Source organism: Zarconia sp. (assembly GCF_057467645.1).
The window spans coordinates 1-15,511 of the sequence record NZ_JBRJXU010000010.1 but is presented as its reverse complement, the minus strand read 5'-3'; the positions used below and the strand labels follow the sequence as shown (position 1 = coordinate 15,511).

Genomic DNA, 15,511 nt, shown 5'->3' with positions numbered 1-15,511 from the left:
CTAAATTTTCAATGCTTCAACAACAGAATCAGGTTTTTGCCGATTTCTGGGTCACGGTAGCATCAGGGTTTCGGCTTATCCAAAACTGGCGGTGAATTAAGAACGCCACGTGCAACTTTCAACCAAGTCCCGTGGTGACAATGCAGACCATATCCCCTTTTCCCCTTCCCCCTTCCCCTTTGACCCCGTGTTGTCAGCTTTTGGAGAATTAAGTTGCACATAGCGTTAACTGGTCTCCCCAACGAGATCCGATGAAGCGACCGTCCGACCGACAGTGCAAACTTTCAGCATGTGGCCCCCAAACTCCACTTGCTGGCAAGCGATCGCAGAATACACATCTTCGAGGGGATCGGACAGTTCCCGCACCATCAGCAACTTACCGGGTTCGGCTTGGGTGCTTAAGTAGTTAGCCAGCGCTACGGTTTCACCCCACAGGTTGTAATACATATTTTTGTCCGTGCCGATGACACTACCGACCACCTCCCCCATGTGAATTCCCATGCAAAGATTGAATTGAGTGGCGTGGCGATGGTTGAACCCCTGAAGGTGGTCCAAAGCGTTGAGGGCAAAATCCACCGTTCGCCGCACCCGATCGGGGTGAGGTCGGGTCAGTCCGCATATGGCAACGTAGCGTTCCCCAAGGGTCTTCAGTTTTTCGACACCGCGCTTCTCGGCTTCTTTATCGAGAATTCCCACCAGGTCGTTGAAGATTTTCGCCGCTTGCTCGACCCCCCGTTCGGCGGTGAGTTCTTGCAATCCCAAAACCCGCGAATAGAGGACGGTGGCGTGCTCGACCCGATCGGCTACTTTTTTTTGACCTTTCTTTAACTGCTGGGCCACCGAACTCGGGAGGATATTCAGCAGCAGCTCGTCATTTTCTTGACTTTTGCGGTCTAAAAGTTCCGTTTGGGTACGCAGGTTCTCGACCATCTCATTAAATGCCGATGCCAGTTGACCGAACTCGTCGTTCGAGTCGATCTCGACGCGCACGTCTTTTTCCCCGAGACTGACGCGACGCACCCCTTCTAGCAATGCATTCACCGGCTGCAAGATCGAATAGGAAGAACCCAGGGCGATAAAACTGACTGCAACCACTACAATTGCCGTGGAAATGACGAGGTAGATTTGCAACGTATGAACGGGTTCGTAAGCTTCCGCGAGGTCGATCTCGGCCAGGATCGCCCAATCGAGACCGTCAATCTCCAAATCGAGGGGGGCATAAGAGCTAAGGACGGGCAAACCGCGATAGTCATCGACGATCTTCGTCCCGGAGGCGCCACCTAAGGCTAAACGGGCCGCTTCCGTATCGACTTCTTGCAACAGAATAGTGGTGTCGAGTTGTTCGATCCGCTCGATCGTGCTGTCGGGGGTGCCAATTTTTTTCAAGGCGGCTTTGTACCGGTCTCGATCCTCTACTAAAAAGCGAGAGATCGATCGCATCAGTAAATCCGAACCCACGAGATAGGTTTCGCCACTTTCCCCCAGTCCGTTCTGCTGCCACTGTTGAAACCCGGTCATCTGGTTGTTGATGCGATCGACGGGTAACTGGACGGCGAGGATGCCGACGATGTGCGGACCGTTGTAAATGGGGGCGGAGAAAAAGGCGGCCGGCGCGCCGTAGGACGGGCGATAAAATTGAAAATCAACGAGCTGAATCGATCGGTATTCGGGGTTTTGCCGAACGGCTCGCACCGCTTGTGCCAAACCGCTCTCTCGATAGGGCCCGTCATCGAGGTTGGTGGCGTAGTCGGTTTCTTTATAAACCGAGTAAACGATGTTGCCCGTTTTGTAATCGATTAAAAATAGATCGTAGTACCCAAACTTTTGAATGATGTTGTGAAACAAGGTGTGGTATTTGGCGTGAAAGCGGCTGTAGTCGCTGCCGTCTCCCGCATCGAGCAACCGGTCTTTTTCCCCCACCTCATGAGGGTTGGTGGAGATGTAGTAATGCTGTAAATAGCGGGCGGCTTGTCCGGTGGGGCGATAAACGCCGTAGGCTAGCTCGCCCGAAATATTCTGCGAAAGTCGAGGGAAAAACTCATCTTCGTAGTACCGCTGCAGGGGTTCTTCCCACTCCCTGGGAATAAAGTTCGTATCGATTTCGCGAAATCCCTTGTTCAACTCGACCATCGCTTCGACCACCATCCGATCTTCGGCGAGAGTCTCGACGTGGTTGCGCAGGATTTCAAAGTAGACCTCGATTTGATTGGCTTTGGAGGAGCGGATACTGGTGAGCTGTCCGAAAATTTCCTCCTTCATCGAGACCTGCGCGCGATGCCAAGCCAGGGAACCGATCGCCGCCACTGACGCCAGACTCACCGCCAGCATGACCGCTTGCAGCTTCAGTTTAACGCTCGCATTTCGCTGAACAGATGGAAGACCCGCCAATAAGACAGCTCCCCGAATCTTTTCTTTGATGCCTTGTAGTTGGGCAAACATAGACGTTGCAAACAATGATGTGATGCATTGTGCGACAAATGTCCGATGCTTGACCTACTACGCAATGCCCTATTTGGCTCTACCGTAATGCCGAGCGAATAACTCTTCTTAATATTTGGAATTGCAGTGAATGCAATGGCGAAGAGATAATATTTTTTAGGGCGCTAACTACCTTCATATTTAGAATGTTACCACGATCTTCGAGGGAGAACAAGCCCGTTCGATCGTCGAGTTTCTGTTGGGATCTTATCCCTCGTCCCGGAGCCGATCGAGACCGTAAATTCCAGATCGATCGATGGAAATAGAAATCTTGACACTTCTTGGGAATAAGTCGTACCAAGGGTTTTAAGCCGATTGTGGTTTCGGCTTCTCGGTTCCGAGGCTAGAAGGACGAGCGTCGAGCTCATCGACCGCACAAAGGGAGGAGCGACGGCGAGCTTGGCGTGATTCTAAAGAAATCTCGATCGAACTTTGAGCGTTCTACATAATTTGAAAAGACGCTTTAATTCTCAATTCATTGACGATCGATCTTCAAGACGATTCCTAAATTTTTCTCCCGGCTTTTAAAATGGTTTGAGTGACTGTATTTCCCCTAATTCCTATCGTTCGGACCGTTTTTCCTTTTCTAAAGTTCGTCAGTTTCAAATAACTGCAAGCCTCTGTGCTACTCTATGGGAGTTGTGTCCCCAAGGCTGTTGGGCGGCGATCGCGCTTTTTAATTACGCCATGTACAACTTTGAGCAAAGCTATATGGTGAGCGAGTCGAAAAATTCCCCTTTTCCCCTTCCCCCTTCCCCTTTTCCCCCGAGCGAGAGGGTTTTGGAGAATTAAGTTGCACGTGGCGTTAAATGGTTCACATTAAGCAAGTCGAACTCACCAACTTCAAATCCTTTGGCGGCACGACGCGGGTTCCCCTGATGCCGGAGTTTACGGTGATTTCCGGACCCAACGGATCGGGGAAGTCGAATATTCTCGACGCGCTGCTATTTTGTTTGGGAATTGCCTCATCGAAGGGGATGCGGGCCGATCGCCTGCCGGATTTGGTGAACCACGATCGCACTTCTCGCCGTTCCACAGTAGAAGCGAGCGTCACGGTAACTTTCGATCTCTCGGCAGATTTTAGTCGCTCTCGGGAACTCGAAGCGGAAGAGAACGAAGAAGATTTAAAAAACAACGGGGCGATCGAGACCTTAGAATCCCCCGAATGGATGGTGACGCGGCGGCTGCGGGTGACCAAATCTGGTAGCTACACCTCCAATTATTTCATCAACGGCGAAGCGTCCACCCTCACGGAACTCCACGAAAAGCTCAACCAACTGCGCATCTATCCCGAAGGCTACAACGTCGTATTGCAAGGGGACGTGACCAGTATTATTTCCATGAATCCCCGCGAGCGACGGGAGATTATCGACGAGTTAGCCGGGGTGGCGGCCTTCGATCGCAAAATCAACCAGGCGCGGGGAAAACTCGATGCGGTGCGAGAACGGGAAGAACAATGTCGGATTATTGAGAAAGAGCTGATTTCCCAGCGCGATCGCCTTGCCGAAGATAAGGTGAAAGCCGAAAAATACCAGAAGTTGCGCGCCGAACTGCAAGAAAAGCAAGTGTGGGAAGTGGTTCTGCAATGGCAGCAACTGCGCGCAGCCGAATCCAAATTGCGCGAGCAAATCGAAGCGGGCGATCGCACTCGCACTGAACTTACCGAACAATTAGCAACCCTGGGAGAACAAATCGATCGCGCCAGTGCCGAACTCGATGCCCTCAACGCGCGGGTGAAAGCCTTGGGAGAAGACGAACTCCTCGCCGGACAGTCAGCCCTGGCAAAGCTCGAAGCCCAGCAGCAGCAGTTGCAGGAGCGCTACTCCACCCTAGAATCGGACATTGCCCAGACTAAAAATTCGATCTCGCAAAATCAGGGAAAGATCGAAGAAAACGAACGATCGCTCGCCCAATTACTCCAAGAACGCACCGTACTCGAAACCGAAACCATCGCCGCTCGGGAAGGGGCGCGCAACGAAGCCCGTCAAGCCCTAGAACGCAGTCGAGAAGCGGCCAGTTCCATTGCCGACACCGCCGAGTCCTGGGTGCGGGAGCAAACGGATTTACGCCATCAAACCGAAACCCTGCTCGCCACCCTCGAACCCCAGCGTGCCGAGAACGTGCAGCTTCGAGAGCGGGTTTCTCAGCTCGATGGCAAGATTCAAGAGTTGGAGACATCTCTGGCGGGGTTAGAGCGGGAGGAAACCGCCAAACACGAGCAATCCGAGCAACTCGATCGCGAACTGGCCACCGCGCGCACCCAAGTCGAATCCCTCAACGAACTGGCATCGGCAGCGGAAGCAGAGTTGCAAGTGATGCAAGAAACCCAAACCCGCTTATTGCAAGAACAGCGAGAAAAACAGCGCCGCCTGGATAAGTTGGAAACCCAAGCCCAGGTGATGCAAGAAGCCTCTGGCAGTTATGCCACCAAAATCGTCATCCAGTCGGGATTGGAGGGAGTGTGCGGTTTGGTGGCTCAGTTGGGACGGGTAGAACCAGATTTTCAGCTGGCTTTGGAAACCGCTGCGGGGGGAAGATTGGGTTTTTTGGTGGTGGAAGATGACTTAGTGGCATCGGCGGGGATTCGCCTGCTCAAAGAACGACGGGCGGGACGCGCTACGTTTCTACCGTTGAATAAGATTCGATCGCCTCGCATTTCTCACCTGCGAGAGGTGGAAAACACCGCAGGTTTTCTCAACTACGCCGTCGATTTAATTGAATGCGAACCCCAATACGACGAAGTCTTTGCCTACGTTTTTGGGGGAACTGTCGTCTTCGATACCCTCGATAATGCCCGGCGGGTATTGGGGCGGACGCGCATCGTCACCCTCGACGGGGAATTGCTCGAAACTAGCGGCGCGATGACGGGGGGCGCGAATCGGGGTAACAGTTCCCAATTACACTTTGGTAATGCAGAAGAGGGGGAGTCGGCAGAAGTGACCGGGTTGCGCGAGCGTCTGACCCAGATCGCCGATATCCTGGAACGGTGCGATTCGAGCATCGAACGGTGGGCATCGGAACTCAAACTCCATTCGCGGGAACTCGCCGATGCCAAACAGCAGTATCGCGAGTGCCAGCTCAAAGCCGAACAACTGCAAAAAGAGATCCAGCGATTGACGCAGCAGCACCAAGACGGGCGATCGCAACTAGAGAAAAATACCCAAGAACGGGCAACGACCCAAACTCGACTCGAAGCACTCGATACGCAACTCCCCCAACTCGAAGGACAATTGCAACAACTGCGGCAACAGCTGGCCGAACTAGAAGGCGATCGCACCCACAGCGAGTGGCAAGCCGCCCAAGCCGCTATCCGAGAACGAGAAAAGGTCTTGCAAGAGCGCGAGTCTGCTTTACGCGAAGCCCTCGAACAACTCCAAGGCTTCGATGCCCAACGCCAGCGCCTCGAAGAAAAAATTCAAACCGGACACCAGCGCGATCGCGATTATCGCACCGAACGAGAAACCCAGGACGTGCAAAAAGCCGCCCTGGAGAACCAGCAACAGGGCATCGTCGCCCAAATCGAGCGTCAGAAAGCAGAACTGACTCAAATCGAAGCCAAACTTGGGGAGGAGAAACAGGAGCGCGATCGAGCCGAAACCGCCCTGCGAGAGCAGCGCGTCGCCGCCCAACAGCTCGAATGGCGACAGCAAAAACTCCAAGAAAGTCAGCAGCAACGACGGGAACAACTCGAAACCCTGCGCGAGCAACTCGACGAACGCAAAGCGGATTTGCCCGATCCCCTACCGGAAGTCCCCGAGAAAATTAATCTCGACGCGCTGCAAAAAGAACTCAAATCTCTTGCCAAGCGCATCCAGGCGATGGAACCGGTGAATATGCTCGCCCTCGAAGAATACGACAAAACCCAAACCCGCTTGGAACAACTCACGGAAAAACTCTCCACCCTCGAAGGAGAACGCACCGAGGTTTTGCTGCGGATTGAAAACTTCACCACCTTGCGTTTGCGAGCCTTTCGCGAAGCCTTCGATGCCGTGAACGAAAACTTCTCCGCAATTTTTGCCGAACTGTCTCAAGGGGACGGTTACCTCCAGTTGAGCGATACCGAAGACCCCTTCAGCAGCGGTTTGAACCTGGTGGCGCACCCTAAAGGTAAACCCGTCCAGCGTCTCGCTTCCATGTCCGGGGGGGAAAAATCCCTGACAGCCCTATCGTTTATTTTCGCCTTGCAGCGCTACCGCCCCTCTCCGTTTTACGCTTTTGACGAAGTGGATATGTTTCTTGACGGAGCAAATGTAGAACGATTAGCTAAAATGATTAAACAACAGGCGCAGCAGGCCCAATTTATCGTGGTGAGTTTGCGCCGACCGATGATTGAATCGGCAGAGCGCACCATTGGCGTGACGCAAGCGCGAGGAGCCTACACCCAAGTATTGGGGATAAAATTGCAACATCAAAGTTCCTCTGTGTAGTATTACAATATATCGATCGAGATTTGAGATCTGGGTTCCACTTATAATGACAACCGAAAACATTCGCCAACGCTCCGATCTATTAGGCACTCAAGTTATCACTCGCGATACCGGCAAACGCCTCGGGGTCGTCAGTCAGCTATGGGTGGATATCGATCGCCGTACCGTCGTCGCCCTGGGGGTGAGAGAAAATATCCTCGCCGTGACGGCCCTGCCTCGATATATGCGCCTTTCTGAAATCAGTCAAATTGGCGATGTGATTTTGGTCGAAGACGATGATGTTATTGAAGATGACCTGGATGTTGAAGGTTATAGCAATTTAATCCGCAGCGAGGTGATTACCGAAACCGGGGAACTCCTGGGACAGGTGCGCGGTTTCAAATTCAATACCGAAGACGGCACCGTCGTCTCGATTATCATCGCCTCTGTGGGGATTCCCCAAATCCCGGAATCCGTCTTGAGTACCTACGAACTGCCTATCGAAGAAGTGGTCAGCAGCGGTCCGAATCGTCTCATCGTCTTTGAAGGGGCCCAAGAGCGGTTGAGCCAGATTAGCGTCGGTATTCTCGAACGATTGAACCTGAGTACTCCCCCCTGGGAACGGGAAGAAGACTACGAGTTCGGCACCCCCGTCGCCAAGCCCGGAAATCAGCTCGGCAGCGGCATTCGCACCCCGATCGAAGAACCCCTGCAAACCCCCGCCCGACCGGCACAGGAATCGCGCTGGGATGAAGACCAATGGGATCGTCCGGAACCCGAACCCCTTTACGAAGAAGAGCCGGAAGTCGTTTACGCCGAGTACGAAGAAGAGGATAACTGGAGCGAAGCTTCCCGCGCTCAGTACGCCCAGCCCTACGAAGAAGCCCCTTACACCGAAGCCGAACCCCCTGCCAAAGCCCAGTACCCGGAATACGCCGAGTACGACGACTACGAGGATATCGAAGCCGATGCCTGGGCGGAAGAGGAAGATACGAAAACTTACAAAGCTCCGAAAGTGAATCTGCCCAAGAAAACGAAGATGCCCGAGTACGAAGAGGAAACGGGATACTAGACTTTTGGTGAAAAAGGGTTAAAGAGGAAAGGAAAAAGAAAGAATTTGTAGGGTGGGCAGTTTTTCTCGCGGAGGTTGTACCTTTGCACGAGCGATCGAACTGCCCACGATTCTCGTATGATTGGGTTCTACTTTCATGGACGCTCAAGGGGTGACAAAGGGGGTGAGTTGCCCGATCTAGCCACCGCCATGTTAAGCGCTAATGTTGCGATCGGGCGTTGCTGAGGGAGTGGGGTTCGAGAGGTCGTGGTGTGAGATTCAATTGTCCTAACCTGCACGATCCATGAGGTTTAACGAGAATCGCTAAAAGCCTTGCCTAATCAACTAGCTCGAAATTGACTCGAAAAACAGTCTGTGTGCGAGAGGTTAGACAGAGATGGGGATTTTCGCGTTTGGTGAATAATCCAGGCTAACCGTAGTGACGACTGCTATAAAAAATAGAATTCACAAAAGTTCAAAACTTCGATCGACTTTTGAGTATAAAGTTGCGTATTTTTGATTAGAATCCGTGCTCGAATTAAGAATTAATCTGAAGTAATACGTAAAATTATTTTCTGGCTTTGATGAAGTTCGTGAAATTACGAATTTACATTATTTTCATTCATTATTACAGTACTAACTGAGCTTTGGAAAAATTAAATAATTACAACAGTCGTCGTATTTTGAAAGCAAAGAACGGATTTAAAAAATACAACGATATGGTTTGTATTGTTTTTCCAAATCAAGGATTGAAGTGGGTTTCATACACTGAATCGCAGACATCAATCTGGGACTGTCTACACATAGGTACGCTTAAATTATGACGATCGATAATACGATTATTGGCTCCGAGAACGACGATTCCCTGATCGGATCCAAGAACGCTGACTACATTTTAGGTCTCAATGGAAATGATTATCTCTCTGGTCGGAAAGGAGACGATCTAATTTTTGGCGGTGATGGCAACGATATTGTTTTGGGTGGTCATGGAAAAGACGAATTATTTGGCGATCGAGGAGACGATTTTATAGATGGAGGGAAAGGAGACGATAGTTTATATGGCGATGATGGAAATGACACTTTAAATGCAGGAAAAGGTCAAAACACACTTTTTGGCGGTGATGGCAACGATCGCTTAATTGCTAATAATGGAAGTGATTTGCTTTTTGGAGATAATGGAAATGACACTTTAGAGGGAGGGAAAGGTCAAAATACACTTTCTGGCGGTGACGGCGACGATCGCTTAATTACTCGTAATGGAAGCGATTTACTTTTTGGAGATGATGGAAATGACACTTTAAATGCAGGAAAAGGTCAAAACACACTTTTTGGCGGTGATGGCAACGATCGCTTAATTGCTAATAATGGAAGTGATTTGCTTATTGGAGATGATGGAAATGACACTTTAGAGGGAGGGAAAGGTCAAAATACACTTTCTGGCGGTGATGGCAACGATCGCTTAATTACTGGTAATGGAAGCGATTTGCTTTTTGGAGATGATGGAAACGATAGTTTAGATGGCGACAAAGGAAACGATAGTTTAGATGGCGGCAAAGGAAACGATAGTTTAGATGGTGGCAAAGGAAGCGATCTTCTTCTGGATGGTTTTGGAAACGATCTTTTAGATGGAGGCAAAGGAAACGATACTCTTCATCTTCGGAGTGATGCGGGGGAACCGGATATCGCTCAAGAAACCGATGAATCGAAGGTTTATCCAGAGCAACCTTATCTCGATTCAAATGATACGGTCACAGGCGGTAAAGGAGCAGATGTATTCCGTTTCGATCTGTTAATCAATGCAAAATATGAAATTGCCGAACGGCACGCCGATCCTTCAACGGGTGAAATTAATTGGAGGATGGTTGCTCACGAAAATGACAACGTTCACGATCATTGGGTAGATGCCATCGGGGATGACGTCATCTTAGATTACAAAAAAGCTCAAGGGGATAGCATTGCGATTTTCGGACATACCGTACAAGCATCTGTGAGCTATGCCGATGTGAATGGCGATGGTGTTGAGGAATCGATTATTTCCTTAATCAGCAATCAAGGTGGTGCCGGCGCACATGATGCCGATGAATTGGGAACAATTACGGTTTTCGGCGATCGAGTAGAAGATGGAGACTTTAGCGTTGATACCGATGTCTATTTTGGTGCAGCAGAGACACTCGACGAACTGTTCTAGAGGACGATCTCGCAACGTTCTGAGGGGGTAAGCGAACCTCTGCGATCGGATTATTTTTGACGAGGGTGGAGTGTCGGGAGTCAATCGTCGCAGGCAGCGACGATCGATTCTCTGGGATCTTCTTCCACCCCGTCCCCCACGCGATCCGAACCGAAATCGCCTTCCCTACGGCATCACAATTTCAACGATGCCATCATCGAGTACCGCATCGCAAAAGCGATCGCCCTCAGAGAGAACCAACATCATTTGCAACGACCAATCGGGTTCTGTCAATAAATCCGCCCAAGGAATTGCCACTTCCAAACAGGTATCCAACCCCACTTGAGCGCGAGAATTGCGCGGATGCCACTGAAGATCTTCGATCGCCTCTTGGAACCACACCGACTGGCTGCGCAAGTTAATTTCCAGGTGGTGGTGGAACAAATAATTCGCTGGGGAAGTATCGGGCACCTCACTCAGGGGAATCGGACTGTTGTGCATCGTCCGGTGGGGATAGTACCAGAGCAAATTTAACTCCGGGGGGCAATCTTTCCCCGGACGTACGCCGCTGCGGAAGTCCAATCGCAGGTAGAAATTCAAGTGATCGACCCCGTACCACAGCCGCTGAATGGCACTGCTGCGGTGCATGGTTCCCCGCGCGCCTCCTACTTCCAGGCGACCGGCCCAATCCCAATCCTGTTCGTCTCCCCGACCGTCAATGGTGGGATGGATGAAGCCCAGGGGACCGTGGTCTCCCAGGGGAGTATGGTCTTCAACGGGTTGAGAGACCGATTCGGGAACCGGTTCGCCCAGGGCTTGGTATAGGGCGACTAAATGTTCTCGGAAGAGGCGATCGAACATCGCATCTTGGTTGGACGAATGCCCTTCGCCGAACCACCAGAACCAGTCCGACCCTTCTGCGGCATAGAGGGCTTCCCAAGCTTCGGGATTGGTCTGTTCCGTCGCCTCCGGGTGGTTTGCCAACACTTGCCGCGCGTCGGCGAGTAAATCCCACGCCCGGTTTTTCGCCGGATCGCCGATCCAGGTGGTGAAGCTGCCATCCACCCAAGACCCGCTGTGGAGTTCGTCCGCCGGAAGGGTTGCGGTAGCGGGAAATTTATCGAGAAACTCGGAAACCGTCACCAACTCAATATCGTCGCGATCGCTCAGGGTTTGATACAGCGACTCTAAAAACGGCTTGCCATCGCGATCGTAAAACTCCCAGCAATTTTCCCCATCTAGGGCGATGGTGACCAACCAGGGATTATCTAGGGTCGGGCTGCCCGTTCCCTGACGATATTTGAGCGATCGCGAAATCGCTTCCAAGTGACCCACCATATCGGCGGCCGCTTTTTTGGGGGGCATCGACCCGTAGGTAAAGCCGATTAAATCGGACAAGCGGTGGTCTCGAAAGACGATCGACAAATCCCCATCGGGAGTTTCCAAACGGTAGGGACGGTACAGCAACTCCGGTTCGCACAGGTTCCCCGCCCCATCCCGGTGGAAGAAGTGCTTGAGCGTCCATCCCAACACCGCTTCATCGGAACAAATCCACTCGAATCCTTCTCGGGCAATGTAGGGCAAAATCGCCGGACTCACCGACTGTTCCGACGGCCACAGTCCCCGAGGGGGTTGTCCGAAACGATCTTTATACATCTCCCAGGCTTTGCGCAGGTGGCGGGGAATATCTTCGGGCCATTGGAAACGGCGATCGGGCAGGGTCATGTTGGGGACGGCAACCCGACCGGCATTGGTATCCGCCAGCAGGGGTAAAATCGGGTGGGTGTAGGGGGTGGTGGTCACCTCCAATTGTCCCGATTCGAGCATCTTACGGTGCTGGGGAACGATGCGCGCGAGGATTTCCTTCTGTTTGGCGAAAATTGCCGCTCGATCGGTCTGAGTGAAGTTTTGCCCTTGCTCCAGCCACCGGGCAACCTGTTCGTCTTCCCAAAACACCGGATCGATCCAGGCGAGGTTGTGCCACGCGGCTAAGTCACCGTAGTCGTTGGCTTGCCAGTTGTGCAAACACCAATCGATACCCCGATCCTGACGCTGTTCGTAGAGTTGGCGATATCGGGGATGGGGATCGATGAGGGTATGGTGGTTCGCATCGAAGAAATGCTCGATCGCAAATTGTTTCTGTTCGGGGGTCAGCTGTTCGACATCGGCCAGCGCCACTTGCAAGTAAGGATCGATCGCCTCGCCGGCAATGTACTCTTCGAGCTGTAAAATCAGAGAGGGTACCAAGTTAACCGTTTGATGCAGTTGCGGGTAACGCTCTAAAATCAGTACTAAATCCAGGTAATCTTTCGTACCGTGCAGCCGCACCCAAGGTAAACGATAAGCAACCTCCGACTGTTCGGCACGGCTTTTGTAGAGGGGTTGGTGCTGGTGCCAGATGAATGCAACGTATAGGGGATGAGCCATAGGTCTAAGCCGACGTTGGAGGAACTGAATTCAACCGAATGCCCGATGCCACTTCGATCGGGATTTAGCAGCAACTTTACAATTTAAGTCCGAAATTTTAAGAAAATTTTAAGTGTAACCCGAGATTGAATGTAGACAGTTTATTCGATCGCAGTATACCTTAGAAGGCGAGTCTCACCTCAAGATAGAATATAGAACTCGCATGAGAATTTTGGTCACCGGCGGTGCGGGATTTCTCGGTTCCCACCTGATCGATCGATTGATGGAGCAAGGTCACGAAGTGGTCTGCTTGGACAACTACTTTACCGGAAGCAAGCGCAACATTTTCAAATGGATCGGACATCCTTACTTTGAGATGGTTCGCCACGATATTACCGAACCCATTCGCTTAGAAGTCGATCAGATCTACCATCTCGCCTGCCCGGCTTCCCCCGTTCACTACCAGTACAATCCCGTCAAAACCATCAAAACCAACGTCATGGGGACGTTGAACATGCTCGGACTCGCCAAGCGGGTGAAAGCGCGGTTTTTTCTAGCCTCTACCTCAGAAATTTACGGCGACCCCGACGTTCATCCTCAAGTTGAAGAATATCGCGGCAACGTCAATACTATCGGTATTCGTTCCTGCTACGACGAAGGTAAGCGAGTGGCCGAAACCCTCGCCTTTGACTACCACCGTCAAAATGGTGTTGACGTGCGAGTGGCTCGTATTTTCAACACCTACGGCCCCCGGATGCAGCAAAATGACGGTCGGGTTGTCAGTAATTTTATCGTTCAAGCCTTGAAAGGCATTCCTCTCACCGTATACGGAGATGGGTCGCAAACCCGCAGCTTCTGTTACGTCTCCGATTTAATCGAGGGATTTATCCGCTTGATGAATAACGAAGAACATATCGGTCCGATGAATCTCGGAAATCCGGGAGAATATACCATTTTGCAGCTCGCCCAGGCCATCCAAGCAAAAATCGATCCGGATGTGCCGATTCAATTCGAGCCACTTCCCAAAGACGATCCCCGTCGCCGTCAGCCCGATATTACCAAAGCCAAAACTTGGTTGGGGTGGGAACCGACGCTTGCCTTAGACGAGGGATTGAAGTTGACCATCGAGGACTTCCGAGAGCGCCTCTGTGCTCAATAAGAAATTAAACTCCATCTGGGTGCCTACACAATCTGTTCGTTATATTGGGATCGAGTCACCTGTCAAAGTCTGTGACGGTGCGAACTCGTTGATAAATCCCCGACCCTTATTTTAGTTAGAAGGATTAACTGATATGCGTGTTTGTGTCATTGGCACCGGATATGTTGGCTTGGTTACGGGAGCTTGCTTGGCTCACGTCGGCCACGATGTGATCTGCGTTGACAACAACGAAGAAAAAGTCAAAATGATGAAAGCCGGTCGCTCTCCGATCTTCGAACCGGGTCTTTCTGAAATTATGGAATCTGCCATCCAAGCAGGAACTATCGAGTTTACCACCGATTTGGGGGCGGGTGTCAACCACGGCGAGATTTTATTCATTGCGGTGGGAACGCCGCCTCTGCCCACCGGAGAAAGCGATACTCGCTACGTCGAAGCGGTGGCTCGCGGCATCGGCACTCATCTTAATGATGGTTACAAGGTGATTGTCAACAAGTCCACCGTGCCCATCGGTTCTGGTGACTGGGTGCGGATGATCGTGCTCGATGGCATTGCCGAGCGCCAAAAAGAATTAGCTGGTGAAGGTGCCCAAGTGGAACTCTCCGAGCTCGAGGCGGAGTTCGACGTGGTCAGCAACCCGGAATTTTTACGAGAAGGTTCGGCCGTTTACGATACCTTCAACCCCGATCGCATCGTCTTGGGTAGCAATGCCTCGAAGGCACTGACGATGATGCAAGAATTGTACACACCCATCACCCAGCGTAAATTTGCCGAAGATCCCTCCTTACCTCCGGTTCCCGTGGTGATGACGGATCTCAACTCCGCCGAGATGATTAAATACGCGGCCAATTCTTTCCTGGCGACCAAAATTAGCTTCATCAACGAAGTCGCCAATATTTGCGATCGCGTCGGGGCTGATGTGACTCAGGTTGCCCAAGGTATCGGTTTGGATTCCCGCATCGGCGGCAAGTTCCTGCAAGCCGGAATCGGCTGGGGCGGATCGTGCTTCCCGAAAGATGTGTCGGCCTTGGTTCACACCGCTGATGACTATGGCTACGAGGCTCAATTGCTCAAAGCTGCCGTTGACGTGAACAAGCGGCAGCGATTGCTGGCGTTGGAAAAACTGCAAAAAGAGCTGAAAATCCTCAAAGGCAAAACTGTCGGCTTGCTCGGTTTGACCTTTAAACCCGATACCGACGATATGCGCGATGCGCCTTCCCTGCTGCTGATCGAAAACCTAAATCGTTTGGGGGCGAAAGTCAAAGCCTACGACCCGATCGTTTCTTCTTCGGGACTGCGGGACGGGTTGACGGGGGTTTTGGTGGAAACCGATCCCGAACGGTTAGCCGATGGTTGCGATGCGCTAGTTTTGGTGACGGACTGGAAACAGTTCCTATCTCTCGACTACAGCAAAATGGTCAAGCAAATGCACACTCCCGTCCTCATCGACGGCCGTAACTTCCTCAACCGAGAGGAGATGGAAAAAGCTGGCTTCCGCTACGTCGGCATCGGTCACTAGGAATTTGTCGGGTCGAGGGTTTTCGATTTAGACACAACGCTCTTGACCGTGATGACTTGAATGAAAATGCGACAAACCCCTTAAGATTTGTCGCTTAATTCTACTCTGATTTTCGATCGGGGCAATCTGCGACAGGTTGCCCTTTTTTATTGTGCGTTATGCCTTTTTGATATCAAATCTCATAATTAACGTCAGTTTTGCTACCGCGACGTGGACGGGATGCCGACTCTGGGTGAGATTCGGGCGGTTGGCAAGCCTCTTGATGAGCGAAGCGATCGCACTGGCTACATCTGGTTGCTGGGGAGCAAAGTACTTCATCCCTATTCCC

The 15,511-nt window shown here is 51.6% G+C and carries 7 protein-coding genes; 5 read left to right on the top strand and 2 right to left on the bottom strand.

The annotated features are described in order from the left end of the window. Nucleotides 1-225 precede the first annotated feature (225 nt). Entirely contained in the window at nt 226-2,439 is a 2,214-nt protein-coding gene (locus AC2215_RS01900) for an adenylate/guanylate cyclase domain-containing protein (protein WP_486808257.1), read from the bottom strand. An 848-nt stretch (nt 2,440-3,287) separates the two neighbouring features. Here AC2215_RS01900 and smc point away from each other — a divergent pair. From smc to AC2215_RS01885, 3 genes are all read left to right on the top strand, one after another. Beyond that, the gene (smc, locus tag AC2215_RS01895) at nt 3,288-6,905 is read left to right on the top strand and encodes a chromosome segregation protein SMC (protein ID WP_486808256.1); all 3,618 of its coding nucleotides are present in this window, start codon (nt 3,288-3,290) and stop codon (nt 6,903-6,905) included. Between the two features lie 46 nt (nt 6,906-6,951). Continuing rightward, the gene (locus AC2215_RS01890) at nt 6,952-7,956 is read left to right on the top strand and encodes a PRC-barrel domain-containing protein (RefSeq protein ID WP_486808255.1); all 1,005 of its coding nucleotides are present in this window, start codon (nt 6,952-6,954) and stop codon (nt 7,954-7,956) included. Between the two features lie 799 nt (nt 7,957-8,755). After that, on the top strand, nt 8,756-10,123 hold the full coding sequence (locus tag AC2215_RS01885; RefSeq protein ID WP_486808254.1) for a calcium-binding protein: 1,368 nt from the start codon (nt 8,756-8,758) through the stop codon (nt 10,121-10,123). 165 nt (nt 10,124-10,288) lie between these two features. Here AC2215_RS01885 and AC2215_RS01880 read toward each other — a convergent pair whose 3' ends face one another. Next, on the bottom strand, nt 10,289-12,529 hold the full coding sequence (locus AC2215_RS01880; RefSeq protein WP_486808253.1) for a glycoside hydrolase family 57 protein: 2,241 nt from the start codon (nt 12,527-12,529) through the stop codon (nt 10,289-10,291). 202 nt (nt 12,530-12,731) lie between these two features. Here AC2215_RS01880 and AC2215_RS01875 point away from each other — a divergent pair, with 202 nt between their 5' ends. Both AC2215_RS01875 and AC2215_RS01870 read left to right on the top strand, forming a co-directional pair. Beyond that, a complete protein-coding gene (locus AC2215_RS01875; RefSeq protein ID WP_486808252.1) occupies nt 12,732-13,667 on the top strand; it encodes a UDP-glucuronic acid decarboxylase family protein in 936 nt (311 codons plus the stop codon). 133 nt (nt 13,668-13,800) lie between these two features. Further along, entirely contained in the window at nt 13,801-15,183 is a 1,383-nt protein-coding gene (locus AC2215_RS01870; RefSeq protein ID WP_486808251.1) for a UDP-glucose dehydrogenase family protein, read from the top strand. The last annotated feature ends 328 nt before the right edge of the window (nt 15,184-15,511 follow it).